This window comes from Aureimonas sp. AU40 (genome assembly GCF_001463785.1).
GTDB lineage: Bacteria > Pseudomonadota > Alphaproteobacteria > Rhizobiales > Rhizobiaceae > Aureimonas.
This window is the reverse complement of record NZ_BBWL01000002.1, coordinates 36,903-62,320: the sequence shown is the minus strand read 5'-3', so window position 1 is coordinate 62,320 and position 25,418 is coordinate 36,903. Positions and strand designations below refer to the sequence as shown.

Below are 25,418 nucleotides of genomic sequence, written 5' to 3'. Positions count from 1 at the left end.
CGAGAAGGCACTGCCGCTCGTCTGCGCCAGGGACGGCATGGCGTCCCGCAGGGCTTAGCCGGCAAAGGCGTCCGCTCCAGCTTCTTTGGCTCCCCTCCGCAGAGCCATTGCTCCCCCCGGGCAAAGTATTTCTCACTGAGATTCGACCGGGTCAGACCTAATCTTCCCGTTTGCATGAGGTTTTGGCTTGAAGCCCTTTCGCAGCGCGACATCTCGCACCAGTCGTCGCCGCGAAGGAACCCGACCATGCCCGGCCGCTCTCCCCCACCTGCCCTTGTCGTTCTCTCCATCCTCCTCGCCGTGTTCGGCCTGGCACTGCTCGCGGGCGGTGCCTGGCTCCTCCTGAAGGGCGGCTCGGCCTATTATCTCGTCGCCTCGGTCCTCTTCCTCTCCACCGCCATTCTTCTCTACCGGCGCAAGCCGGAAGCGCTGGCGGTCTATGCGCTTCTGGTTCTCGGCACGCTGATCTGGGCGCTCTATGAGGTCGGCTTCGACTGGTGGCCGCTGGCGGCGCGCGGCGACGTCGTGTTCGTGCTCGGCGCCGTGCTGCTCCTGCCCTTCGTGACGCGCGAGCTCGGCCGGCGCAGCGTGGCGGACGCGCTGGACGGGCGAGCCTTTACGCCCCCTTCGGCCCTTCGCGGCACCGGCGCCATGCTCAGCGGCTCGCTGGTCGTGGCGGTCGCCGTTGCCGTCACGTCCTGGTTCGTGGATCTGCACCGGATCGAGGGCGAGTTGCCGGGCGTTCGCACCCGCATCTCTGCCGACGCGTCGGGCATTCCGGCGGGCGAATGGCACGCCTACGGGCGCACTCAGGCCGGCCAGCGCTGGTCGCCGCTCGCCGACATCACGCCGGCCAACGTCTCGAACCTGGAAGAAGCCTGGCAATTCCACACCGGCGACCTGCCGCAGCCCGGCGACCCCGTCGAGACCACCTTCCAGGTGACGCCGCTGAAGATCGGCGAGCGCCTCTACCTCTGCACGCCGCACCAGAGCGTCATCGCGCTCGATGCCACGACCGGCACTGAGGTCTGGCGCTACGACCCGCGCATCCAAGGCGCTCTGGCGCTCCAGCACCTGACCTGCCGTGGCCTTGCCTACCAGCCACCCGGCTCCGCCAACGGCGCTCAAGCCGCCGCGCAGCCGGCCCCGGCCAACGTCGCCGAAAACCCGAACGCCCCTGCCGGCACGGCCTCCGAACTCGCCGCACAAGGCGGACTGACCGCGCCGCAGGAACGCGGCGCAAGCGGAGCTTCGACCGAAGGCGCGCCCACCCAGCAGACCGCCGGCTCGGCCGATCCCGGCCTGCCGGTGGCGGCTGCAAATGCCGAGACGGCCGTCTGCGACGCCAAGCTCTTCATGCCGACGGCGGACGCGCGCCTCATCGCGCTCGATCCCGAGACCGGCCATGTCTGCTCGAATTTCGGCGGCGGCGACGGGCAGATCGATCTTTGGAACCGGATGCCCAACGTCAATCCGGGCTCCTACTATTCCACCTCGCCCCCGGTCGTGGCCGACAATCTCGTGATCGTCGGCGGCACGGTGCTCGACAATGTCTCGACCGCCGAGGCCTCCGGCGTCATCCGCGCCTTCGACACCACGACCGGCGATCTCGTCTGGAACTGGGATTCGGGCAATCCGACCGACACGGCGCCGATCGGCGACGGCCGGACCTACACGCCGAACTCGCCCAATTCCTGGTCGATCATGAGCGCGGACCCCGCGCTCGGCATGGTCTACGTGCCGCTCGGCAATCAGCCGCCGGACCAGTGGGGCGCCAACCGCTCGGAGAATGTCGAGCGCTATTCCTCCTCGGTCGTCGCGCTGGACATCCGCACGGGTCAGGTCCGCTGGCACTTCCAGACCGTGCATCACGATCTCTGGGACTATGACGTGCCCTCGCAGGCCAGCCTGATCGACCTGCCGATCAACGGCGAGAGCGTGCCCGCGCTCGTTCAGCCGACCAAGCAGGGCGAGGTCTTCGTGCTTGACCGGCGCACCGGCACGCCCGTTCTGCCCGTTCGCGAGAAGCCGGCGCCGGGCGGCGCGGTCGCGCCCGACCACACCGCGCCGACGCAGCCGGTCTCGCAGGTCAGCTTCGATCCCAAGCCGCTGCGCGAGCGCGACATGTGGGGCGCGACCATGTTCGACCAGCTCTTCTGCCGCATCGCCTTCCATTCCTATCGCTATGACGGGCGCTTCACGCCGCCCTCGCTGGAAGGCTCGATCATCTATCCCGGCAATTTCGGCGTCTTCAACTGGGGCTCCGTGGCGGTCGATCCGCAGCGCGGCGTCCTGTTCGGCACGCCGGCCCATCTCGCCTTCCTCTCCACCCTCGTGCCGCGCCCGCAGGACCGGACGCTGGTGGTGAACAAGGAAAAGCCCGAGGGCGCCCTGCCGGCTCTGAACGAGAATTTCGGCGCGCCCTACGCCGTCAAGCTGCGGCCCTTCACCTCCGTGCTCGGCCTGCCCTGCCAGGCGCCGCCCTGGGGCAATGTCGCGGGCGTCGATCTGACGACTGGCGAAGTCGCCTGGATGCACAAGAACGGCACCGTGCGCGACGCCGCGCCCGTGCCCATGATACCCTTCCGCATGGGCGTGCCCAATCTCGGCGGCCCGGTCATGACGGCGGGCGGCGTCGCCTTCCTGTCCGGCACGCTGGACCAGTATGTGCGCGGCTACGACGTGACGACCGGCGCGGAACTCTGGCGCTCGCGCCTGCCGGCCGGCGGTCAGGCGACGCCCATGACCTATCGCGGCGCCGACGGACGGCAGTATGTGCTGGTGGTGGCCGGCGGCCACGGCTCGCTCGGCACCAAGCGGGGGGACAGCGTGATCGCCTACGCGCTGCCGAAGGCGCAGTGAGCGGACAAGGCGTCCACGAGGCGGCGCGCGAGGGCTATTCGCGCGCCGCCGAGACCTATGCCAGGGGCCGCCCGGGCTATCCAGAGGCGCTTGCCGGCTGGCTGTCCCAGCGCATCGCGCCGGGCGAGCGGGTGCTCGATCTCGGCGCCGGCACGGGCAAGTTCACCGGTCTCCTCCTCGCCACCGGGGCGAGCGTGGTGGCGGCCGAGCCGGTGGCCGCCATGCGCGAGGGGTTTGCCGCCGCCCATCCCGGCGTGCCGGTGATCGATGCCGTGGCCGACGCCCTCCCCTTCGAGGACGCGGCCTTTTCGGCCGTGTGCTGCGCGCAGTCCTTCCACTGGTTCGCGACGCGCGGCGCCTTGGCCGAGATTCGGCGCGTGCTGCGGCCCGGCGGCTCGCTCATCCTCATCTGGAACATGCGTGACGAGAGCGTGCCCTGGCTGCACCAATTGGGCGACATCATGCGGGGGCTGGCCGGCGACACGCCGCGCCACGAAAGTGGCGCGTGGCGAGCGCTCTTCCCAGCCGAGGGTTTCGGCCCGCTGGCGGAAACGCAACTGCGCAACGAGCAGGTCGGCCCGCCCGAGCGCGTGGTGGTCGATCGTTGCCTGTCGGTCAGCTATGTCGCCGCCCTGCCCGCCGAGGAGCAGGAAGCGGTGGCGGACCGCCTGCGCCGTCTCCTGGCCGAGACGCCGGAAACGGCAGACCGTGACGAGATCACCGTTCCCTATGTGACGAGCGCTTATCAGGCGCGAGCGATCTGACAGCCGCCCTTAGGGGGTGAGATGCGTGCGGACCTCGTGCAGGTCGGCCGCGACGAGCCGGCAAAGGGCGCGGATTTCGTCGGTGGCCGGCAGGAGGTCGGGCACCATGACCGTTCGCATTCCGGCCGCCGCCGCCGCGCGCACGCCGTTGTGCGAGTCTTCCAGCGCCAGACACTCACTGGGATCGACGCCGAGAACTTCCGCCGCGCGCAGGAACGGGTCGGGCGCCGGCTTGCCCTTGGGATAGTCGCCGCTCGCGATCACCGCGTCGAAGCGATGCGCCAACCCGTGCAGCGCCAGATTGAAGGCGACGTCCTCGTGGACGGACGAGGTGCAGATGGCGCGCGGAATCTTCAACGCGTCGAGATGGTCGAGAAACTCCACCACCCCCGCCTTCAGCGCCAGCGTTGCCTTGAGCGTGACATAGTGCCGGCGCCAAACCGCGCCGAAGGCCTCGATATCCTGCGCCTCCCCGAAGAAGTCCTGAAGATAGACGCGGTTGATCGTCCAAGGCCGGCCGACCATGACGAGGAAATCCGCCTCGCTCGCCGCCCGTCCGATCTCGCCGGACGCGGAAAGAAAGGCGTCGCGGCTGAGAATCTCCGAGTCGAACAGCAGCCCGTCCATGTCGAAGATCACGGCAGCGGGCAAAGCGGGAGCGGCACTTGCGGTCACGGGCGGTTCTTTCTTCCCAAGGGTCCAGGCACGTTCTCACCAAATCTCCCGCGTTTTGCCAGGAGGTTTTACGGCGAACGCCATGCTTTGCGGGCACGCAGTCTCATTAGGCGGTGGGGTGCCATAGGCGAAGGGTTTCTCGTCCGGCGGCGTTGGAACGAGGCGCGGCGGATAAGAGAGTGTAGCGCCCTGCCTTTGGCTAACCTCCCCTCCCCAAGTGTAGGGCGGTCGGCCCCGTGAGGTTTGGGCAGACATCTCAGGCCAGAGCACAAGCCGGCTCGGTTCATTCGATAAACCAGACGCATTGCGGGCCAATGACACCCCGGTGATGGCCACGGCGAGGGCCCGCAGCAGCGATGCCGGGACCGAGGGTGTCCATCCGGAGGCGAAACGAACCCGCTTCGCCGCCGGACGGTTCGGGTCAGCCGCGCTTGCGCACGAACTCGGTGCGCAGCACCAAGCCCTTGATCGCCTCGTGGCGGCAGTCGATCTCTTCCGGGTTGTCGGTCAGGCGGATGGAGCGGATCACCGTGCCCTGCTTGAGGGTCTGGCCCGCGCCCTTCACCTTCAAATCCTTGATGAGGGTGACGCTGTCGCCGTCCGCCAGGACGTTGCCAGCCGCGTCGCGCGCTTCGGGCTTGGCGCCGGCGGCTTCCGCCATTTCCGAGGCCGGGCGCCATTCGCCGGTGGCCTCGTCATAGATGTAGTCGTCGTTCGCGTCGCTCATGATGCGCCTCGCAGCCTTCTGTCTTCGGGTTCGCCCTGCCGCAAGCCGGCGCCCTCCCCTCCCCGGCGCATCCGCGAAAGGCGGGCCAGCGTCGTCCCGTCGAAGGGTACAAGTCTGCGGCAGGTGTTTCGGCGCTTATCGCACCTGCGACATTCTGTCCAACCCGAGCCCTGACATCAGGCGAAGCGGCGCGCCGCAGCGCCATGGTCGGCGCGCAGCTGGGCGAGATCGACGCCGATCGGCTGCCCGTCCACGACGCGCCAGCGCCCGGCGACCATGACCCGGTCCGCCCGCGTCGCGCCGCAGAGCACGAGCGCCGATATCGGATCATGCGCGCCGGAAAAGCGCAGCTCGTCCAGCGTGAAGAGCGCGAGATCGGCCTGCAGCCCCGGCGCGATGCGGCCGATATCGGCGCGTCCGAGACACGCCGCCGAGCCTTCGGTGGCATAGCGAAAGGCGTCGCGCGCCGTGACTGAGGCGGCCGAGCCGGTGCGCAGCCGCCCGAGCATCAGCGCGTGGCGCACGCCCTCCATCATATTGGAGGAATCGTTGGAGGCCGAGCCATCGACGCCGAGCCCGACGGGGCTTCCCGCCGCCTCCAGTTCCGCCACCTTGCAGAAGCCCGAGGCAAGCACCGCGTTGGAGGTCGGGCAATGGCAGACGCCGACCTTGTGCGCGCCGAGCCGCCGGCATTCCTCGGAGGTGAAATGGATGCCATGCGCCAGCCAGGTGCGCGGCCCCATCCAGCCGACCTCTTCGAGATAGTCCACCGGGCGGCAGCGGAAGCGCTCCTCGCAGAAGCGGTTCTCGTCCTCAGTCTCGCCGAGATGGGTGTGGAGCCGGCAGTCGAAGCGCTCGGCCAGCGCCGCGCTCTTTTCCATCAGGCTCTTGGTCACCGAAAAGGGCGAGCAGGGTGCCAGCGCGATCTGCACCATGGCGCCGTCGGAGCGATCGTGAAGCCGGTTCAGCAGCCGCTCGGAATCGGCGAGAATCGTGTCCTCGTCCTGCACCACGGAGTCAGGCGGCAGGCCGCCGTCCTTTTGGCTGAGATTCATCGAGCCGCGCGTCAGCGTCACGCGGATGCCCAGCGCCTTCGCCTCCTCGGCCTCGATGTCGATCGCCTCCTCTAGCCCCTGCGGGAAGAGATAGTGATGGTCGGCCGCCGTGGTGCAGCCAGAGAGCAGGAGTTCGGTCAGCGCCAGGCGCACCGACTGGCGAAAGCTATCGGGCTCGAGCCGCGCCCAGATCGGATAGAGCGCCTGCAGCCAGGGAAAGAGTTCCTTGTCGATGGCTTGCGGGTGCGCGCGCGTCAGCGTCTGGTAAAAATGATGATGCGTGTTGACGAGGCCGGGCAGCACGACATGCCGCGAAGCGTCGAAGACCTCGTCTACCGGCGCGGAGGGCTCGGCCCCGCTCGGCACGAGTTCGGCGATCCGCCCCGCTTCCACGACGATCCCGCCCGCCGCCAGCGGCTCCAAGACGGCGAGCGGGTTTTTGAGAAAGAGCCGGCTCATGCCGCCTCGCGAAGCGGCGCGAGGCCCCCGGTCCGCGCCAGGAAGTCGAGGATCGCGGCCAGCCCCTCGCGGCGCGACAGGTCGGCGAAGACGAAGGGCAAGGGGCCGCGCCCCTTGGCGGCGTCCCGCTTCATGCGCTCCAGATCGGCTCCGACATAGGGCGCCAGATCGGCCTTGTTGACCACGAGAAGATCGGAGCGAGTGATGGCCGGCCCGCCCTTGCGGGGAATGTCGTCGCCCTGGCAGACCGAGATGACGTAGATCGACAGGTCCACCAGATCGGGCGAGAAGGTCGCGGCGAGATTGTCGCCGCCCGATTCCACCAGGATCAGGTCGAGATCGGGATGGCGAGCGTTCAACTCGGCGATGGCGCGCAGGTTCAGCGAGGCGTCCTCGCGGATCGCCGTGTGCGGGCAGCCGCCCGTCTCCACGCCGATGATCCGGTCCGCCGTCAGCGCCTGTCGGCGCACCAGCGCCTCGGCATCCTCGGTCGTGTAGATGTCGTTGGTGACGACGCCGATCGACCATTGGTCGCGCGCGGCGAGGCAGATCTTCTCGCACAGCGTCGTCTTGCCGGAGCCGACCGGGCCGCCGATGCCGACGCGAAGCGGACCGTGGCGGCGGCGGGACGGGCTCTCGGTCGCGGACGAATGGCTCATGTCAGGAACAGCCTCGGTTGCAGGGTTTCGTGGCGCAGCGCCGCGATGTCGGACAGGATCGCGGCCGAGCCGAGATCGTCCAGCGTCGAGCCCGCGGCGCGCCGGGCAGCACTGCCGACGACCGGCTCCAGACGGCGGATGACGCGCACCGCTTCGCGCTGCCCGAGCGGCACGAGGCGCACGGCGACGCTGGCGAGATTGGCGGCGAAGGCGTGAGCGAAGGCGGCAAGGCAGGGCAGAAGCGGCACGCCCTCCCGCGCGGCCAGCGCGCCGAAGGCCAGCGTATAGGGCGCGGGCGCCGCTCCGGGCTGAAGCGGCTCGGCCCAGGGCGCGGCGGCCTCCGCGAAGGCGCGTCCGAGATCCATCACCTCGCGCCGCCGCTCCGCCGAGCCGGCGGAGGCGCGGGCGAGTGCCACGAGATCGTCCCAGTCCAGCCCCGTGTCGCCCTGGCTCGCCAGCCGATAGGCTTCGGTGAGAAACACGAGGTCGTTCCAGCCCGAGCCGTGGAGAAGCAGGGTTTCGATCCAGCCGAACAGCGTCTCGCCGTCCCGCACCCGCCCCTCGGCGATCGCCGCCTCCAGCCCATGCGAAAAGGCGAAGGCGCCGACGGGAAAGGCCGGCGAGGTCCAGGTCAGGAGCCGGACCAGCGCCGCGATCCCGGCGCTTTCCCCCGAAGCTCCGGCCGGACCCGGCTCAGCCATGCCCGTGATGGCCGTGACTATGCGAATGCGCGGCCGCACCGGGGCTGGCATAGGCGCCGCCGACGGGATCGAAGGCGGCCTCGACCTCCTCGACATGGGCGCCGAGCTCGCGCAGCATTTCGCGGATCACATGGTCGCGGCGCAGGAGAATGCGCTTGGCCTCGATCTGGCAGGGCAGGTGCCGGTTGCCGATCTGCCAGGCCAGCGTCAGAAGATGCACGCTGTCGCGCCCTTCCACGGCGTAGAGTTCCTCGGGCTTGGCCAGGACCTGGACATAGCGCCCGTCCGACAGGACGATCATGTCGCCCTCGCGCAGGAGCCGCGCCTCCTCGAGATCGAGCAGAAAGGCGATGCCCTTGTCGCTGACCATGGCCATGCGCCGGCGATGGCGCTGCGCCTCGTCCAGCGTGATGGTGTCCGCCGCCTCGCCTAGGAAGGCGCCGCGCTCGATGATGCTATTGGCCTCGATCACGCCGTTTCACTCGCTCGAAATTGTCGTCAAAGGGGTTCGTCCGCCAGGGTGAAAACGGCGGAGCAAAGACGTCGCGGCCGCGAGGCGCCATGGGAGACCATGCCCCGTCTGTCGCAAGCCCGAGCGGCGTCATCTGCGTCTCCTGCGGCTGTGCCGATGCGCGGTCTCCAGAATCTAGAACAGGAAATAGCGCTGCGCCATGGGCAGCACCTTGGCGGGTTCGCAGGTGAGCAGTTCGCCGTCGGCGCGCACCTCGTAGGTTTCGGGATCGACCTCGATATGGGGCGTCAGGTCGTTGAGGATCATCGAAGCCTTGGTGAGGCCGCCGCGCGTGTTCTCCACCGCCAGGAAGGTCTTCTCGCAGCCGAGCTTCTCGCGCAGTCCGTCGGCCATGGCGGCGCCCGAGACGAAGGTGACGCCGGAGGCGCCGATCGCCTTGCCATAGGCCCCGAACATCGGGCGATAATGCACGGGCTGCGGCGTCGGGATGGAGGCGTTGGGATCGCCCATGGGCGCGGCGACGATCGTGCCGCCGAGCAGCACCATGGCCGGCTTCACGCCGAAGAAGGCGGTGTCCCAGAGCACGAGATCGGCGCGCTTGCCGACCTCGACCGAGCCGATCTCGCGGCCCATGCCCTGCGCCAGCGCCGGGTTGATCGTCACCTTGGCGATGTAGCGGCGCACCCGCAGATTGTCGTTGTCGCCCGTCTCGCCGGCCAAGCGGCCGCGCTGCTTCTTCATCTTGTCGGCGGTCTGGAAGGTGCGGATGATGACCTCGCCGACGCGGCCCATGGCCTGACTGTCGGAGGAGATGATCGAGAAGGCGCCAATATCGTGCAGGATGTCCTCGGCCGCGATCGTTTCCTTGCGGATGCGCGACTCGGCAAAGGCGATGTCCTCGGGGATGGACGGATCGAGATGGTGGCACACCATGAGCATGTCGAGATGCTCTTCCAGCGTGTTGATCGTGTAGGGCCGGGTCGGGTTGGTGGAGCCCGGCAGGACGTTGGGCAGGCCGCAGACCTTGATGATGTCGGGCGCGTGGCCCCCGCCCGCCCCTTCCGTGTGGAAGGCGTGGATGGTGCGGCCCCGGAAAGCGCCGACCGTATCCTCCACGAAACCCGATTCGTTCAGCGTGTCGGTGTGGATCATCACCTGCACGTCGTATTCGTCGGCCACCGTCAGGCAGCAGTCGATGGCGGCCGGGGTCGTGCCCCAATCCTCGTGCAGCTTCAGCGCCGCCGCACCTGCGCGCACCATTTCGACCAGCGCCTGCGGCTGCGAGGCGTTGCCCTTGCCCGACAGGGCGAAGTTCATTGGAAAGCCGTCGAGCGACTGGAGCATGCGCGCCATGTGCCAGGGGCCGGGCGTGCAGGTGGTGGCCAGCGTGCCGTGCGCCGGGCCGGTGCCCCCGCCGACCATGCAGGTGACGCCGGAAAACAGCGCCTCCTCGATCTGCTGCGGGCAGATGAAATGGATGTGGCTGTCCACCGCGCCGGCGGTGAGGATCTTGCCCTCGCCGGCAATCACTTCCGTGCCGGGGCCGACGACGATGGTGACGCCCGGCTGCGTGTCGGGGTTGCCGGCTTTGCCGATGGCGTGGATGCGGCCGCCGCGAAGCCCCACATCGGCCTTGTAGATGCCGCTATGGTCGAGGATCAGCGCGTTGGTGATGACCGTGTCCACCGCGCCCTCGGCCCGGCTCGCCTGGGATTGGCCCATGCCGTCGCGGATCACCTTGCCGCCGCCGAACTTGACCTCCTCGCCATAGGTGGTGAGATCGCGCTCGACCTCGATGATGAGGTCCGTATCGGCCAGCCGCACCCGGTCGCCCACGGTTGGTCCGTACATGGCGGCGTAGCTGGCGCGGCTGATGGATGCGGGCATGAATCGGGTCTCCTCGGCGCATTCGGCGGGGGCAGATTAGTTCGATCGCGGAAGCTTGTCTTCTCTCGCAATGCGGGAAAGTTGAGCTTTTCGCCGGCTTGCGCGTTTAGGAAGCATGATGCCCTCGTTCAACCTTCTTCGTCCGACCTTGCTGCTTGCCCTTGGTCTGGCCCTTATGGGCGGAATGGCGCAGGCCCAGCCCTTCGACCCCGGCCCGCCGGGCACGCCGGTCGGCTCCTCCATGTCGGGCGCGTCGATCGCCGGCGCGCCGAAGGTGCGCGCGCCTCTCGCCATTCCCAACGCGCCGGTGTTCGGGGACACAGTGGAGGAGCGGCAATACGGGCGCGACTACGACAACAGCTATCTGAAGCCGCGCATTCCCCGGCCGGACGCGGACGGCACCTCGACGCGGCTGCGCGCCCGCGAGGGCGACCCCGCGATCGGGCCGGACCGCGCGGGCGACTTCGCCCGATCGGACGGATCGGTCATCAACGAAAGCGGCGTGACGCGGCCCCTCACGCCGCCGCGCCGGGCGCGCATCGTGCCGAACGCGAAGGCGCGCTGAAGGGAGCTTCGCGCTAACCAAAGCGCGAAGGAAAGCGGCCGGCAGGCTTGGAAGGGGAACGGGAAGCGCGTTTTCCTGTTTTGGAACAAAGGGGTCCATCGGGCCCGATTCGAGCCATATGGCGGGCTTCAAGCCCCGCCCCAGAACGAGGCAAAGCGATGCGCGTCCTTTCACCCTCCTTGATCGCCCTCGCCGCAGGGCTCGCCTTCGCCGCACCTGCCGCGGCCCAAAGCGTCGGCGGCGGCATCAGCGGCAGCAGCGCCGGCGGCGGTGTCGGCGGCAGCAGCATCGGCAGCGGCAGCGCGGGCGCTAGCGGCGCGACCACGCCCAGCCTCGGCGGAGCGACCAACGCGGTCGGCTCGTCGGGCGGCGTCGGCTCCAGCAGCACCTCGACACAGGAGCGCGCGACGGCGGGCTCCTCCACGCTGAACTCGGTGAACGCCGACGCGGCCGCGCGCAGCGGCAATATCGGAGCCGCCACGACGATCGGCGGCTCCACCGGCTCGGCCACGGGCAGCACGTTCCAAAGCACGGCCGGCACCGGGCCGGCGGCGCTCTACAACATTCCGAGCCCGCGCGTTCAGGTCGACCTCGGCTCGATCCGCAGCGCCCTGCGCCAGGGGCCCAACGCGACGCCGGACCGCACCGGCAACTGAGCCGTTCTTTACCGCTTGCAAGAAAGGCGCCTCGCGGCGCCTTTCTTTTTGGTCAGAGTTGGCTTTTTGGTCAGAGTTGGCCCTGAACCCGGCCGTTGAATCCGAAGACGCGCCGGTTTCCCGACAGCGGGATCAGCCGCACGTCGCGGGACTGGCCGGGCTCGAAGCGCACCGCCGTTCCAGCGGCGATGTCGAGGCGATAGCCCCGCGCCGCCTCGCGGTCGAAACGCAGGGCCCCATTGGTCTCGGCGAAATGATAATGCGAGCCGACCTGGACCGGCCGGTCGCCCGCATTGGCGACGTGAAGTTCGATCGCCTCCCGCCCCTCGTTCAGGACGATGTCGCCCTCGGCGACGAAGACTTCGCCGGGAATCATCTCAGCCCACCATCAGCGCGAGGCCGCCCAGGGCCGTGGCGCCGCCGAGCAGACGCGGCAAAAGGCCGGACCCGCCGAGCGAACGGCCGAGAACGAGGCCGAGCCCGTGCAGGGCGGCGGTGGATAGGGCGAAGCCGATCGCGAAGCTGCCGGCACCCGCACCGCCCAGCTCGCCGCCATGGGCATAGCCGTGGAACAGCGCGAAGAGACCGACGACAACCGCCGAAAGCGCGGTCGGCAGGCGAACCGCCAGCGCCACGAGAAGGCCGAGCGCCACGACGGAGGCGAGAATGGCGGGCTCCACGAAGGGAAGCGAGACGCCCGACAAAGCCAGCGCGAAGCCGACCAGCATGGTGCCGACAAAGGCGGAGGGCACGAGCCAGAGAGCGCGCCCGCCGATCAGCGCGGCCCAGAGGCCGACCGCGACCATGGCGAGGATATGATCGGCGCCGAACAGCGGATGGCTGACACCCGCCATGAACGAGCCGTGCTCGGCCGGGTTCATGTGCGCGAAGGCCGGCGCCGTGGCGGCGGCGAGCGTGGCGGCGGTCAGGATGGATCGTCTCAGCATGATGAATGTCCCTCGTTTGGTCGACAAGCGCCCGTGTGTCGGTCGCGCCGCTCCGCCCTTGGCACGGGCGGCCCCGCCCCGGCAATCCCGACGGGTTTCGAACAGGCAGGATGGAAGCGCCGAAGCGGCTTGTCAAAGGGCGCTGCGGCCGGGGCTGCACGTGGGCTCGGGACTGGATCGATAAAATTGACGCCGAGCCCGTCACCGAACCGAAATTCAGCCGGTCTAGGATGACGGACAGATGCGAAGAGACGCAAAGGCGGCGCCAAGCCGGCCGTGTCTCGTGATGGGACGCGCGAGAAGTGATGAAAGCGAAGCTCGTGACCTTTTCGATCGCCCTGGCGGTTCTGGGCGCCAGTTTCGGCCTCATCTCGGCGGCCGGAACGCCTGAGCCCTTCCAGGTGCGCACCGTCATCATGAACGGCGTCAGCGGGCCGGCCTACTACTCGCGGTCGGCGGGCACGTTCCGCTTTCTCGCCGCGCAGCCGAGCGGCCAGATGGCGGCGCTCGATACGCAGGCGCGCTGAGACTTCGCGGCGAATCGGGCGGGGAACGCTCAAAGGCCCTACCCCGCCCCCGACATTCAGCGAATCGGCTCGTGTACCGTCACCAGCTTCGTGCCGTCGGGAAAGGTCGCCTCGACCTGCACGTCGTGGATCATCTCGGCAATGCCTTCCATCACCTGATCCCGGCCGACGACATGGGCGCCCGCTTCCATGAGATCGGCCACCGAGCGCCCGTCGCGCGCGCCTTCCACCACGAAATCGGTGATCAGCGCGATCGCCTCCGGGTGGTTCAGCTTGACGCCCCGCTCCAGCCGCTTGCGCGCCACGACGGCCGCCATGGCGATCAGAAGCTTGTCCTTTTCGCGGGGGGTGAGGTTCATCGGCACGATCTCCACTGAAACAGGTCCGCGCCCGAGACGACGAATCGACCGGCGCGGGCACCGAAGGTGTCAGAGCGACCATACGCGGGGAAGGCCGCCCTGCGAAAGCAGGCCGAGCGCCGGCACGAGCCGCTTTCGCAGCGCATAATAGCTGGGTGCGACGATCCGGGCGATGCCGAACCCGTCGAGGAGGCTGGCGCCCCCACCCTCTCCCAGAAGCGCGCGAAGCTCGGGCAGCAGCCTGTCCGCCCGCTCGTCCTGCCAAAAGACAGTCGCGAAGGCGCGCGCGCCGTTCAGCGAAGCGGCAGAGCCGGTTAGCGCGTCGATCGCGCCGTCCAGCCGCAGATCGTCGGCGAAGACGAGTTGCCCCTCCCGCCGGATGCGCCAGCGATCGCGCAAGGCGCCGCTGCGTACGCTCTCGCCCATGGCCTCGCGGCCGAGCACCACGCTTTCGCACAGGAGCACCCGGCTCGTGGCGTGGGCTTCGACCTCAAGCGTGCGGGCCAACCGCCCGCCGTCGAACAGAATTGTTTCCTGCGGCAGGAAGCGGAGCGCGGCGCCCTCGCCCACCTGGAGCCGCGTATCGAGCCGCGCGTTCACTCCGGTGGAGCGATAGACCCGCTCGCAGGCCTGCGTGGTAACGCTGAGCGCGCCGCCCGGCTCGACCTCGAAGCCTTGCGACAGGGCGTCCCCACCCGCGAGGCCGCCGGCCGTGTTGACGAGAACGGCCTCGGCCGAGGGCTGGCGGGGAAAGCGCAGCTTGAGCGCGCCGGCCTGATGCAGGCGGCGAAGCCGCGTCGCGCCGCCCGGCCCGGTCGGGCCGAACACGGCGCGCGCCTCGCCCCGCGCGCGCTGGGCGCGGCCGAGCGCGGGCTCGCCTTCAAGCGGGCGAGCGTCTAGCGGCCGAGCGCCGTCGATCAGCATGGAGCGGGAAAACGGGGAATGGGAAACGGCCTACTGCGCGGCTTCCGCGAAGGCGGTGTGCGGCTGTTCGGAGGAGACTTCCCGGCCCGGGACGACGCCCTCGCCGAAGCGGCGGCCGGAGACGGCGAGATCGGAGGGACCTGCGACATAGACCCGGGTGGACGGGTGGAGAAAGGCCACGAAGGACGGGTCCACCACGCCGGCGGCGGAAATCGCCTGAAGGCTGGAGCCGGCCGGGACGTCGATCTGCTTGATGAGGCAGAGCGGAGAGCCGGGGAGCCGCGCGGCGAGCCAGGCGGCGACGCTGTCGGACGTAACGTTCCAATTGTGCTCGACGCCCTCGCTCGACGAAATCATCTCATATGGCATCCAGACCGGCACGAAGCCGCGCGCCTGCGCCGATTCGATGGCTTCCAGGGTGCGCGCCGGAACCAGCTTCTGGCCGAGCGCGACCAGCGCGTGGCCGAACTGCTCCATGGCCAGAAGCGCCATGCGATAGGCGGCCTCGCCATCGTAGCCGATGCGGGTCTGGAACTGGCGAACCGTGTTGGCGAAGGGGCCGCCGCCGGGCACGACGACGAGCGGGCGCGTCGTCTTCTCGATGGCCTGGACCCATTTGTGGAGATCGGGCGAGGCGATCGAACTTCCGCCGAACTTCACGATCAGCATGGATTTCGTCATCATCCTCTCCTTCCGGTCCATGGGCGTGCCGGGGGCACGATTATGTGCGTCATGTGAACACGTTTTAACATGGTTGCAAAGTTGCGTGACCATTCGTTGCACGCAAAGGTGCCATGCATTGCCCGTTATCGCGGCAAACGGTTCGGAAGGAGATTTCTGTTTCCAGCCCACCAAAGGCCCCGTTCGAGGCTGCCTTTGGAGCAAAAAGCTCCGGCGTCTTTCCCGCAGACGCCTCTCAGAAGCCGCGATCCTCGCGCCGACGGCGAATCACGACGCCCACCGCCTCGGGCCCGAGATCGAGCTTTTCCACCTGAATCTCGACCGAGAGAAGCCGGCCGTCGCCGAGGAGATCGGCCGCCAGATCCTCCGCCAGCGCTTCCACCAGATCGGTGTGGCCCTGGTCGGCTAGACGGCGGATCGCGTCCGTCACGATGTCGTAGGAATAGACCTCGCTGACCTCGCGCGGGGTGCGGCTGGGGCGGCGCACCTCGGCCTCCACGGTGAAGCGCAAGCGCTGCGAGCGATCGCGCTCAAACCGATAGGCCCCGACGCGGAAGGGCAGCGTGAAGCCGCGCACGAAGATGCGGTCCGTTTCCAGCGCCTCGCGCTCGGGCGCCAGCGGCGCGGCGGGCGTGCTCAACATGCGCCGGCCGGTCGCCAGCGTTTCGGCATCGAGCTCCTCGAACACCAGCGCGTCGGGCGCCAGCACCAGGAGGCGCGGAATGTCGGGCAGCTCGAGCCGGCCGCCGAACCAGCATTCCAGCCCGGCCTCGCGGCAGGCGCGCTGGAACTCGGCCAGGGTTTCCAGCGAAAAGGCGCGCAGCAGCGCCCGGTCGGGATCGAGCAGCACGACGGAATAGCCGCCGCGCAGCACGCCGACGAACTCGTCTGGCGCTTCCAGCCGCGCCACGCGCAGCGGGTCCGCCGGCAACGTGACGTCGCCGGCCATGGCGAAGTAGAGTTCGGGCTGGCCGTCGCCGCGCCGCTCCACCGTCCCAGCGGCGCCCGGCCGATCCCGCCGCGCCGGCGCCAGGACGTAGTCCGCCCCCGCCTCCAGCGCGCGGCGCGCCTCCTCGGGGGAGCGCACGGCGATGGCGAAGCGACAGGGGGGTTTGGAAAGCGTCATGTCACGGTGTTCCGGCGCTGGAAGCATTCGTCCTCGTGGCGGCCGGAGGCGAGAAGCGCCGCCATCGTATCCGCCGCATGGAGGGCATCGGCAAAGGAATTGTAGAGCGGCGCGAAGCCGAAGCGCAGAATGTCCGGCGCCCGGAAATCGCCCACGACCCCGGCGGCGATCAGCGCCTGACACAGGGCATAGGCGGCGGGGTGGTGGAAGGAGATCTGACTGCCGCGCAGGGCCGGCTCGCGCGGTCCGGCGAGCGTGAGGCCCCGGCCCTCGCACAGGGTCTCCACCGCCTCGACGAAGAAGGCGGTCAGCGCCATCGACTTCTCGCGCAGCCGGGACATCTCCACCCCCTCGAACGCATCGAGCGCCGCGTCGAGCGCGGACAGCGCCAGAACCGAGGGCGTGCCGGTGAGGAAGCGGGCGATGCCCGGCGCCGGCCGGTAGCCCGGCTCGAAGCCGAAGGGCGCGGCATGGCCGAACCAGCCGGACAGAGGCTGGCGGGCCGCTTCGCCGTGGCGCGGGGCGACATAAAGGAAGGCCGGCGCGCCGGGGCCACCGTTCAGATATTTGTAGCCGCAGCCGACGGCGAAATCCGCCCCGTCGCGCGACAGGTCCACCGGCAGAGCGCCGGCGGAATGCGCGAGATCCCAGAGCGCCAGGGCGCCGTGGTCGTGCGCGAGGGCCGACAGCGCCGCCATGTCGTGCAGCGCGCCGGTGCGATAGTTCACCTGCGTCAGCATCAGGACGGCGGTGTCGCCATCCACCAGGGCGGGGATTTCCTCCGCGCTCTCCGCCAGACGCAACTCGTGCCCCTGCCCGAGCAGGGCGGCGAGCCCTTCGGCCATGTAGAGATCGGTCGGGAAGTTGGACCGCTCCGACACGATCACGCGCCGGCCGGGGCGCAGCGCCAAAGCGGCGGAGAGGACCTTGAACAGGTTGACCGAGGTGGAGTCGCAGGCAACGAGCGCCCCCTCCTCCGCCCCGACGAGACGGGCGATGCGCGCGCCGACGCGAGCCGGCAGGTCCACCCAGGAGGCGGCGTTCCACGAGGAGATCAGCCCCTCGCCCCATTCCTGGTCGACCGCATGGCGCAGCCGCTCGCGCGCGGCATAGGTGAGGCAGCCCAGCGAATTGCCGTCGAGATAGGTCACGCCATCCGGCAGGTGGAACAAGGCGCGGCGCGAGCGCAGCGGATCGGCCCGGTCGGCCTCCCGCGCGCGATCACTTAAATCCTGAAGCGGCGCCAGCGGGGCGTCAGCCACGTCCGAAGGCCTTGAAGGCGACGGTGGTGAACGTGTCCATGACGCCGTCCACGGTCTGCAGCCGCTCGGTCACGAAGTGGCCGATGTCGCGGCCGGCCTCGAGATAGAACTTGGCGAGAAGATCGTATTGGCCGGAGGTGGAGTAGACTTCCGAAATCTCCTCCACGCTTTCCACCAGGGCGTCGGCCACGGCATAGGCCGCGCCGGGGCGACATTTGAACTGAACGAAAATCGCTTGCATCGAGAGAGCGCCTCCACCGGCGGAGAGCTATCAGAGCGAGGCGCCCGCCGTCAAAATCCTTGTGACCTGCGATCCTGGGACGGCCAATTCCTCCACCACGTCGAAATGGTGCCGGCCGGGGATTTCCGCCGCCTCGATCGGCGCGCCGAGCCCGGCCCAGGCGGAGGCGAGCGCAAAGGTCTGGCGCCGCAGTTCGGGCAGTTCCGCCGCGCCGACCACGGCATGGATCGGGCAGGGATGCACGGGCTCCAGCAGCATCGGGCTCTCGCTCAGCGCCTCGGCCGCGTCGATGCGCAGCGTGTCGTTCATGCGCGTGCGGCGGATCGGACGAAGGTCGTGGAGACCGCTGACGGGAACGACACGGTCGATGCGCCCCAGCACCGGGCCGGACAGCGGCGTGCCAGACGAGACCATGCGTGCGACGAGATGACCACCGGCGGAATGGCCGACGAGGCGCACCGGGCCGGCGATGCGCTCGGCCGCCAGCGCGACGGCGCGCGCCACGTCGGCGGCGATGTCGGTCAGCCGCGCCTCGGGCGCTAGGCGGTAGCTCGGGATGGCGAAGGCGAAGCCGGACTCCACGGCGCCGCGCGCCAGATGAGACCAGATATCCTTGGAAAGCGCTTTCCAGTAGCCGCCATGGATGAAGACTACGAGGCCCCGCGCCTCTCCTTCCGGGTGGAACAGGTCGAGGCGATGGCGGGGATTGTCGCCATAGGGCAGGTCGATCTCGGCGCGCCGGCGGGCAGTCAGCGCCTCGCGGAAGCCCGCCGCCTCGCGCTCCCAGCGCGGCACGAAGGTCTCGGCGCCGCTGACGGCGCCGGAATTGTCATAGGCCGCATCGAAATCGGCGACCGGGTTCCATTGGGTCATGACGCATCCTCCCTACGGCAACAGGAATAGGGCGCCCTGCCCGCCGCGTCACGCCTTCTGGCGCGACGCCCGGTCGTCAGTCGACGAAAGCGCGCTCCACGACATAGGTGCCGGGCTTGGAATTGGCGCCTTCGTCCAGGCCGAACTTTTCGCAGAGCGCGGCCGTTTCCTTCAGCATTTCCATGGAGCCGCAGATCATCGCGCGGTCCACCGCCGGGTCGATCCGGGGAAGACCGAGATCGGTGAAGAGCTTGCCGGTTTCCAGAAGCGTGGTGACGCGCTCGCCCTTGTGGTCGCCCTCACGAGTGGCGGAGCCGTGGTAGAGCAGCTTGTCGCCGACGATCTCCGACAGGATGTCGTCGGTCTTGATCGCCTCCACCAGCTCCTGCCCATAGTGCAGCTCGGCCAGCGTGCGCGTCGTATGGGTGAGCACGACCTGCTCGAACTTCTCATAGGTCTCGGGGTCGCGGATCACGCCCGCGAAGGGCGCGATGCCCGTGCCGGTGGAGAAGAGATAAAGTCGCTTGCCCGGCAGAAGCGCGTCGAGCACCAGCGTGCCCGTCGGCTTCTTGCGCATCAGAACCGTGTCGCCCGGCTGGATGCGCTGCAGATGCTCGGTCAGCGGGCCGCCCGGCACCTTGATGGAGAAGAATTCGAGCTCTTCGTCCCAGGAGGGGCTGGCGATGGAATAGGCGCGGAACACCGGCTTCTCGGCATTGGGCAGGCCGATCATGGCGAACTCGCCGGTGCGGAAGCGGAAGCTCGCCGGCCGTGTCATGCGGAACTTGAACAGGTGGTCGGTGTAGTGCTTCACCTCCGTCACCGTCTCGGCGAAGACATTGGCCGGGATCGGAAAGGTGGGCGCGTCGGAGGCGAGCGGGGTCTGGACGGGGGCGTTCATCGGGGGCCCTTCGGCAGCATGGGGGACACGGCGCGGCAGGCCGAGGGGCAAGCCGGCATCGCGGCGCGAGACCGCACCGCAAACGGATTTCCCCTCTCCTGACCCATCGAGCCCCTAAAAAAAAGGTCGATTATTCTCAAACCAGCACGTCGCGCGGAATTTCCGCCTTGGTGCCGAAGATGCGGCGATACCGCTCGATGTCGGTGGCGGTGCCCGTCGCCTTGGCCGGATTGTCCGAGAGCTTCACCGCCGGGCGCCCGTCGGCGTCCATCACCTTGCAGACCAGCGAGATCGGATGGAGGCCCGGCGTGTCCTCGGGCGCGACGCCGCGGAAGTCGTTGGTGAGATTGGTGCCCCAGCCGAAGCTCATGCGCACCCGCCCGTCGAAATGGCGATAGGTCTCCTCGATGGAATCGACGTCCATCCCGTCAGAGAAGACGAGCAGCTTGTCGCGCGGGTCGACGCCCTTGGAGCGCCACCATGCCATGATCGCCTCGCCGCCCTCGATCGGGGGCGCGGAGTCGGGGCGAAAGCCCGTCCAGTTCGCCACCCAGCCCGGCGCGCGCTCCAGGAAGGACGCCGTGCCGAACGTGTCGGGCAACACCACCAGAAGATTGCCGCCATACCAGCTCTGCCAGGCCTTCAGCACCTCGTAGGGCGCGTCGCGCAGTTCCGCGTCCGAGCGCGCCAAGGCGGCGTAGACCATGGGCAGTTCGTGCGCATTGGTGCCGATGGCTTCGAGATCGGTCTCCATGGCCAGAAGCACGTTGGAGGAGCCGATGAAGCGGTCGCCCAGCTTTTCCTTCAGCGCTTCGACGCACCAGCGCTGCCACAGGAAGGAATGGCGCCGCCGCGTGCCGAAGTCGGACATGCGGATGGCGGGCAGCTTGTCCAGCCGCTCCACCTTCTCCCACATCTTGGCCTTGGCCCGGGCGTAGAGCACGTCCAGCTCGAAGCGGCCGTAATCCTTCATCGCGGCGCGCGAGCGCAGCTCGTTGATGATGGCGAGCGCCGGGATTTCCCACATCATCGTGTGGGTCCAGGGCCCGTGGAACATCAGCTCGTACTGCCCGTCGCGCTTGGCCAGCTCGTAGGGCGGCAGCTGGAAGTCGCGCAGCCATTCCAGAAAGGCGGGCAGGAAGATCTGCCGCTCGCCATAGAAGGAGTTGCCCGCCAGCCAGATCATCTCGCGCTTGGAGAAGCGCACCGAGCGGGCATGGTCGAGCTGGGCGCGAAGCTCGCCCTCGTCGATCTCGTCGGCGATCCGCACGGTGCGGGTCCGGTTGATGAGCCGGAATGTGACCTGCGTGGTCGGGTGCAGGCCCCAGACCATCTGCAGCATCAGGAGCTTGTAGAAATCCGTGTCGAGCAGCGAGCGCACGATCGGGTCGAGCTTGAACGTGTGGTTCCACACGCGCGTCGCGATATCCGTGGCGACCATGAGCGGTCCTTCCGATGCGCCTGGCGATTCGGTCCTGATCCTTATCCTATCGTCGGGGGCGATTGTAGTGCGTGCCGGTCAACATCACGTCTGGGGTGGCACTGCCTGCTTGCGAGCAACGCTTGAGAAGCCATGACGCATCCCCGGCGGCTTTCGTGAAGTCATTCCTGGTCTGATCGGACCGGTCAGAGACGGCCAACTCAAAGCCGTCACGTGCGCACTCTCCCCCGCCTTCCATCCCGCTGCCACCGAGCACGTCCGGAACCTGAGCGGCGGGCGCTGCCTCGACGCGTCTGTCGCCCTGTGCCACAAACCCGCCGGATGCCGAAACCGAGGGTCCTTGCCATGTCGCTTCGCCCGGCCCGCCTCGCCGCCCTTCTCGCCGGGGGCCTCGCGCTGTCCGCGCCCGCCGAGGCCGAGGATACAAGCCGCCTGGGACTTCCCGTCACCTGCGAGATCGGCCGGGACTGCTTCGTCCAGCAACTGCCCGACATGGAGGCCGGCCCCGGCGTCCGCGATCCGTTCTGCGGCATCGCCGCCTATGACGGGCACGACGGCATCGACATCCGCCTCCTTTCGCTGCGCGACATCGCGCGCGGAGAGCCGGTGGTCGCCGCGCTCGCCGGTACGGTGAAGGGAGGGCGCGACGGCATGGAAGACCGGCTGGCCTCGACGCCGGCCCTTCGCGAGGCGGTGCAGTCCGTCGAATGCGGCAACGGCGTCGTTCTCGACCATGGCGAAGGGCTGGAAACCCAATATTGCCATCTCCGCAAAGGCTCCGTGCGCGTGCGGCCGGGCGAGCGGGTGGAGGCGGGCCAGACGCTCGGCGAGATCGGCGCCTCGGGTCTGGCCGAGTTTCCCCATGTGCATCTGTCCGTGCGGCGGAACGGCGAGCGGATCGACCCCATATCCGGCCATTCCGTCGGCGGCGGCTGCGTGGCCGAGGACACCGAGCGCGACACCCTGTTCACGCGTGATGCCGCCGCGCGCCTCCTGCGTCCGACGACGCAGGTCCTGGCCATGGGCCTTGCCGGAGAGATGGTGGACTACGGCAGCCTCGTTCAGGACGGGCCGCCGCCGGCCGCGACGCCCCGCTCCCCCATCACGGTGGGCTGGGCGTGGCTCGCCAATCTGCGCAAAGGCGACCGCGTCCGCTTTCAGCTCACCGATCCCGGCGGCGCACAGGTTCTCGACACAACGGCCGAGCCGCTGGACAACAACAAGGCGGTCTATTCCGGCTTGGCCGGCCTGCGGCGCCCGCCCGCGCCCGGCCCGTGGACCGTTGCCGTGGAGATCCTGCGCGAGGGAAGCCCGGTTCTGCACGAAACACGGCAGATCGACCTCCGCTGACGGGCCAAGCCCGCCGAGACCGGCCGCCGCAAGACCGAAGCACGGCAGGGCCGGAGCGTGACAAGGCCGCCGGAAGGGGGCAGTCTCCCCTCAGTCGCCTCGCCATGGGCGGCGCAACGCCAGAGGAGCCGCGCCATGCCTCGCCCATTCCGCCTTGTCCTTGCCACCTGCCTCATCGTCAGTTTCGCCGGCAGCACCAAGGCCGCCTCGCCCGCGCCGGTCGGGGCCGAGCACGGCATGGTCGTCACCGCGCAGCGGCTCGCCTCCGAGGTCGGCGTGGCCGTGCTGCGGGATGGGGGCAACGCGGTGGATGCCGCCGTGGCGGTGGGCTACGCGCTGGCCGTCACCTATCCCACCGCCGGCAATCTCGGCGGCGGCGGCTTCATGACGCTGCGCATGAAGGACGGGCGCACGCGCTTTCTCGACTTTCGCGAGCGCGCGCCCGGCCGGGCCTCGAAGGACATGTATCTCGACGCCAAGGGCGAGCCCGTGCCGGGCCTTTCCACCGACGGCTATCTCGCGGTCGGCGTGCCCGGCTCGGTCGCCGGCTTCGAGCTGGCGCGGGAAAAATACGGCACCAAGGACCGCGCCGCGCTGATCGCCCCGGCGATCCGTCTGGCGCGCGAGGGCTTCGTGCTCTCTCCGGGCGATGTGGAAAGCTTTGCCGACGCCAATGCCGATCTCGCCAAGGATGCGGGCGCCAGCGCCATCTTCCTGAAGAACGGCACCGAGCCCTACCGCGCCGGGGAGCGGCTGGTGCAGAGCGATCTGGCCGGCGTTCTGGACGCCATCGCCCAGCGCGGGCCGGACGGGTTCTACCGGGGCGCGGCGGCCGAAGCGATCGCCAAGGCCAGCGCCGCCCATGGCGGCATTCTGGAGACCGCCGATTTCGAGGCCTACAAGGTGCGCGAGCTCGATCCCGTTCGCTGCGACTATCGCGGCTACGAGATCATCTCCTCCCCGCCGCCGAGTTCGGGCGGCGTGGTGATCTGCGAGATCCTCAACATTCTCGAAGCCTATCCCTTGAGCTATACCGGCTACGGCTCGGCCGAGACGGTGCATCTGATGGCCGAGGCCATGCGGCAGGGCTTCGTCGATCGCAACTCGGCGCTGGGCGACCCCGACTTCGTGAAGAACCCGACCGAGACGCTGCTCTCGCAGGCCTATGCCGACAAGGTGCGCGCGCGCATCGACCTGAACCGGGCGGGCGTTTCGAGCGCCATGAAGCCGGTCGGCAGCGAAAGCCATGAGACCACGCATTATTCCATCATCGACAAGGACGGAAACGCCGTCGCCGTGACCTACACGTTGAACGGCTCGTTCGGCGCGCGGGTCGTAGCGCCGGGCACGGGCGTCCTTCTCAACAACGAGATGGACGACTTCACGCAGAAGGTCGGCGTGCCCAATCTCTACGGCCTGATCCAAGGCGAGGCCAATGCCATCGCGCCGGGCAAGACGCCGCTCTCCTCCATGAGCCCGACGATCCTCACGCAGAACGGCGAGCCGGTGATGGTGATCGGCTCGCCCGGCGGCTCGCGCATCATCACCATCGTCGCCGAGGCGATCATGAACGTGGTGGACCACGGCATGACCATTCAGGAGGCGGTGGACGCGCCCCGCATCCACCATCAATGGCAGCCCGACCGGATCACGATCGAGCCGCGCGCCCTCTCGCCCGATACGATCCGGCTTCTCGCCGCCAAGGGCCACAAGGTGAGCGAGGACCCGAACTGGCCGGTCTGGGGCCAGGCGGCGGGCATTCTCGTCGGCGGCCCCAGCCTGAAGGCACGCGACCCCGCCAACCCCGAACGCTTCTTCGGCGCGATCGACGCTCGGGCGGGCTCGGGCGCCGCGATCGGCTACTGACCGCCCGCTCGCCCGACAAGCCACGCCGCCGCCATCCTTTGGCCACGACTTCGCCTTGGAGGGATCGGTTTGCCGCATTGCAGCGTTTCCGCAGCGAGGCTCGGTTCGGCCTCGCGGCAGGAACGGCCAAGGGGGCAAGAGGCGATGGGCGAACGGACGCAATCCAGGCGATGGGCCGGGGTGTCGGCCAAGGCACCGGCGGCGAGATCGGCCAAGGGATCTGCCAAGGGTCTGGCTAAGGGATCGGCGACGGGCGACGTGCTACTCGGTCTCGTGTCGGCGGGCGCGCTGACCGCCATCGGCTTCGTCGCCGGCAAGAGCGAGACCTGGAGAGATCGGGACAGCGAAGGCCCCTGGCCCGGGGAGACTGAGAGCAACAAGCCCGGTTGGGCCGACAGCGCCGCCCCCGAGGGCGAAACGGCCAAGGTGCCGGCCGACGAGGCGGCGCGCGGGCGCACGGCGGCCAAGCCCACGGCCATTCCCGCCCAAGGCTGGAAGGACGTGCTCTGGCGCACCTATGAGGAATTCTCGGGCGACCGGCTGATGCTGGTCGGCGCCGGCGTCACCTTCTACGTGCTCCTCGCGCTGTTTCCCGCGATCACCGCCTTCATCTCGATCTACGGCCTGTTCAACGACCCCGCCAGCGTCAACGACCAGTTGCAGAACATGGCGGGCGTCCTGCCCAGCGGCGCGCTGCAGATCATCGGCGAGCAGATGCAGCGCGTCACCTCCAAGGAAGGCGCCAAGCTCGGCTTCGGCATGGTATTCGGCCTCGGCGTCGCGCTGTGGAGCGCCAATGCAGGCATGAAGACGCTCTTCGACGCCATGAACATCGTCTACGACGAGAAGGAGAAGCGCGGCTTCGTCAAGCTGACGCTGGTGACGCTCGCCTTCACGCTCGGCACGATCTTCGCCCTGATCGTGGCGCTGGCCGGCGTCGTGGTCCTGCCCATCGTGCTGGAGTTCCTGCATCTCGGGGGCCTGGAAACCTGGCTCCTCGTGCTGCGCTGGCCGATCCTTCTCGTGTTGGTCGCGCTCGGTCTCTCCATGGTCTACCGCATCGGCCCCAGCCGTTCGGCGGCCAAATGGCGCTGGATCGCGCCGGGCAGCCTGTTCGCCGCCGCGCTCTGGGTGGTCTTCTCGCTGCTCTTCTCCTGGTACGCCCAGAATTTCGGCTCCTATGACGAGACCTACGGCTCGCTGGGCGCGGCGATCGGCTTCATGACCTGGATCTGGATCTCCACGATCGTGGTGCTGCTGGGCGCGGAGCTGAATGCCGAACTGGAGCACCAGACGGCGATCGACTCCACCACCAGCCCTGCCCAACCCATGGGTCAGCGCGGCGCGTCCATGGCGGACACGCTGGGCAAGCCCAAGGTCTGAGGCAGCGGCTGGCGAGGGTCCTTCGTCAGCCAAACTCTCCGGGCGGAACCGCCCT

At 68.9% G+C, this 25,418-nt stretch carries 26 protein-coding genes; 8 read left to right on the top strand and 18 right to left on the bottom strand.

The features are described 5' to 3' along the window. Nucleotides 1-246: 246 nt before the first annotated feature. Nucleotides 247-2,862 (top strand): membrane-bound PQQ-dependent dehydrogenase, glucose/quinate/shikimate family, encoded by a 2,616-nt coding sequence (locus tag AUL32_RS01040; protein ID WP_062111033.1) that lies wholly within the window; start codon nt 247-249, stop codon nt 2,860-2,862. Beyond that, nucleotides 2,859-3,626 (top strand): class I SAM-dependent methyltransferase, encoded by a 768-nt coding sequence (locus AUL32_RS01035; RefSeq protein WP_062111032.1) that lies wholly within the window; start codon nt 2,859-2,861, stop codon nt 3,624-3,626. The genes AUL32_RS01040 and AUL32_RS01035 overlap by 4 nt, the downstream gene beginning before the upstream one ends. Nucleotides 3,627-3,635: 9 nt before the next feature. Here AUL32_RS01035 and AUL32_RS01030 read toward each other — a convergent pair whose 3' ends face one another. The 7 genes from AUL32_RS01030 to ureC form a co-directional block, all read right to left on the bottom strand. Then, a complete protein-coding gene (locus tag AUL32_RS01030) occupies nt 3,636-4,301 on the bottom strand; it encodes an HAD family hydrolase (protein WP_082659056.1) in 666 nt (221 codons plus the stop codon). A 421-nt stretch (nt 4,302-4,722) separates the two neighbouring features. Continuing rightward, a complete protein-coding gene (locus tag AUL32_RS01025; RefSeq protein WP_062111031.1) occupies nt 4,723-5,028 on the bottom strand; it encodes an alkylphosphonate utilization protein in 306 nt (101 codons plus the stop codon). Nucleotides 5,029-5,204: 176 nt separating this feature from the next. Further along, nucleotides 5,205-6,542 carry an 8-oxoguanine deaminase gene (locus AUL32_RS01020; protein ID WP_062111030.1) on the bottom strand — a complete coding sequence of 446 codons (1,338 nt, stop codon included), beginning with the start codon at nt 6,540-6,542 and terminating at the stop codon, nt 5,205-5,207. Continuing rightward, nucleotides 6,539-7,201 (bottom strand): urease accessory protein UreG, encoded by a 663-nt coding sequence (gene ureG / locus AUL32_RS01015; RefSeq protein WP_062111029.1) that lies wholly within the window; start codon nt 7,199-7,201, stop codon nt 6,539-6,541. Before ureG ends, AUL32_RS01020 begins: the two co-directional genes overlap by 4 nt. Further along, nucleotides 7,198-7,902, bottom strand: a complete 705-nt coding sequence (locus tag AUL32_RS01010) for an urease accessory protein UreF (RefSeq protein ID WP_062111028.1) — start codon at nt 7,900-7,902, stop codon at nt 7,198-7,200. Before AUL32_RS01010 ends, ureG begins: the two co-directional genes overlap by 4 nt. Then, nucleotides 7,895-8,374: an urease accessory protein UreE gene (locus AUL32_RS01005; protein ID WP_062111027.1), complete on the bottom strand. Its 480-nt coding sequence runs from the start codon at nt 8,372-8,374 to the stop codon at nt 7,895-7,897. Before AUL32_RS01005 ends, AUL32_RS01010 begins: the two co-directional genes overlap by 8 nt. 174 nt (nt 8,375-8,548) lie before the next feature. After that, nucleotides 8,549-10,261, bottom strand: a complete 1,713-nt coding sequence (gene ureC, locus AUL32_RS01000) for an urease subunit alpha (protein ID WP_061974177.1) — start codon at nt 10,259-10,261, stop codon at nt 8,549-8,551. Between the two features lie 118 nt (nt 10,262-10,379). Here ureC and AUL32_RS00995 point away from each other — a divergent pair, with 118 nt between their 5' ends. Beyond that, nucleotides 10,380-10,826, top strand: coding sequence for a hypothetical protein (locus tag AUL32_RS00995; protein ID WP_156421271.1), 447 nt, complete (start codon nt 10,380-10,382; stop codon nt 10,824-10,826). Nucleotides 10,827-10,984: 158 nt separating this feature from the next. Further along, complete coding sequence (locus tag AUL32_RS00990) at nt 10,985-11,482, top strand: hypothetical protein (protein ID WP_062111025.1); 498 nt, start codon at nt 10,985-10,987, stop codon at nt 11,480-11,482. Nucleotides 11,483-11,552: 70 nt separating this feature from the next. On the opposite strand, the gene AUL32_RS00985 is transcribed toward AUL32_RS00990, so the two are convergent. Next, nucleotides 11,553-11,858 carry an urease subunit beta gene (locus AUL32_RS00985; protein ID WP_061974171.1) on the bottom strand — a complete coding sequence of 102 codons (306 nt, stop codon included), beginning with the start codon at nt 11,856-11,858 and terminating at the stop codon, nt 11,553-11,555. Nucleotide 11,859: 1 nt separating this feature from the next. Beyond that, nucleotides 11,860-12,429, bottom strand: coding sequence for a HupE/UreJ family protein (locus tag AUL32_RS00980; RefSeq protein ID WP_062111024.1), 570 nt, complete (start codon nt 12,427-12,429; stop codon nt 11,860-11,862). Between the two features lie 305 nt (nt 12,430-12,734). On the opposite strand from AUL32_RS00980, the gene AUL32_RS00975 reads away from it, so the two are divergent. Continuing rightward, a complete protein-coding gene (locus AUL32_RS00975; protein WP_062111023.1) occupies nt 12,735-12,956 on the top strand; it encodes a hypothetical protein in 222 nt (73 codons plus the stop codon). Nucleotides 12,957-13,012: 56 nt separating this feature from the next. On the opposite strand, the gene AUL32_RS00970 is transcribed toward AUL32_RS00975, so the two are convergent. The 9 genes from AUL32_RS00970 to pncB all read right to left on the bottom strand — a co-directional run bounded on the left by AUL32_RS00970 (nt 13,013) and on the right by pncB (nt 20,764). Further along, the gene (locus tag AUL32_RS00970; protein ID WP_061974168.1) at nt 13,013-13,315 is read right to left on the bottom strand and encodes an urease subunit gamma; all 303 of its coding nucleotides are present in this window, start codon (nt 13,313-13,315) and stop codon (nt 13,013-13,015) included. 69 nt (nt 13,316-13,384) lie between these two features. Then, a complete protein-coding gene (locus AUL32_RS00965) occupies nt 13,385-14,239 on the bottom strand; it encodes an urease accessory protein UreD (RefSeq protein ID WP_062111022.1) in 855 nt (284 codons plus the stop codon). 30 nt (nt 14,240-14,269) lie between these two features. Next, nucleotides 14,270-14,920: an amino acid kinase family protein gene (locus tag AUL32_RS00960; protein WP_061977675.1), complete on the bottom strand. Its 651-nt coding sequence runs from the start codon at nt 14,918-14,920 to the stop codon at nt 14,270-14,272. 235 nt (nt 14,921-15,155) lie between these two features. Next, nucleotides 15,156-16,046 (bottom strand): dihydroneopterin aldolase, encoded by an 891-nt coding sequence (locus AUL32_RS00955; protein WP_062111021.1) that lies wholly within the window; start codon nt 16,044-16,046, stop codon nt 15,156-15,158. Continuing rightward, nucleotides 16,043-17,308, bottom strand: coding sequence for a kynureninase (kynU, locus tag AUL32_RS00950; RefSeq protein ID WP_244497583.1), 1,266 nt, complete (start codon nt 17,306-17,308; stop codon nt 16,043-16,045). The genes AUL32_RS00955 and kynU overlap by 4 nt, the downstream gene beginning before the upstream one ends. Beyond that, complete coding sequence (locus tag AUL32_RS00945; RefSeq protein ID WP_061974165.1) at nt 17,301-17,549, bottom strand: Lrp/AsnC ligand binding domain-containing protein; 249 nt, start codon at nt 17,547-17,549, stop codon at nt 17,301-17,303. Before AUL32_RS00945 ends, kynU begins: the two co-directional genes overlap by 8 nt. Before the next feature lie 30 nt (nt 17,550-17,579). Continuing rightward, nucleotides 17,580-18,422, bottom strand: a complete 843-nt coding sequence (locus AUL32_RS00940) for an alpha/beta hydrolase (RefSeq protein ID WP_062111020.1) — start codon at nt 18,420-18,422, stop codon at nt 17,580-17,582. A gap of 76 nt (nt 18,423-18,498) precedes the next feature. Beyond that, nucleotides 18,499-19,323, bottom strand: coding sequence for a ferredoxin--NADP reductase (locus tag AUL32_RS00935; RefSeq protein ID WP_062111019.1), 825 nt, complete (start codon nt 19,321-19,323; stop codon nt 18,499-18,501). 136 nt (nt 19,324-19,459) lie between these two features. After that, a complete protein-coding gene (gene pncB / locus AUL32_RS00930) occupies nt 19,460-20,764 on the bottom strand; it encodes a nicotinate phosphoribosyltransferase (protein WP_062111018.1) in 1,305 nt (434 codons plus the stop codon). Between the two features lie 345 nt (nt 20,765-21,109). Between pncB and AUL32_RS00925 the strand changes: the two genes are divergently transcribed. The 3 genes from AUL32_RS00925 (at nt 21,110) to AUL32_RS00915 (ending at nt 25,363) form a co-directional block, all read left to right on the top strand. Next, on the top strand, nt 21,110-22,114 hold the full coding sequence (locus AUL32_RS00925; RefSeq protein ID WP_062111017.1) for a M23 family metallopeptidase: 1,005 nt from the start codon (nt 21,110-21,112) through the stop codon (nt 22,112-22,114). 135 nt (nt 22,115-22,249) lie between these two features. Continuing rightward, a complete protein-coding gene (gene ggt, locus AUL32_RS00920) occupies nt 22,250-23,980 on the top strand; it encodes a gamma-glutamyltransferase (protein ID WP_062111016.1) in 1,731 nt (576 codons plus the stop codon). Between the two features lie 144 nt (nt 23,981-24,124). Continuing rightward, entirely contained in the window at nt 24,125-25,363 is a 1,239-nt protein-coding gene (locus AUL32_RS00915; RefSeq protein ID WP_082659054.1) for a YihY/virulence factor BrkB family protein, read from the top strand. Nucleotides 25,364-25,418 lie beyond the last annotated feature (55 nt).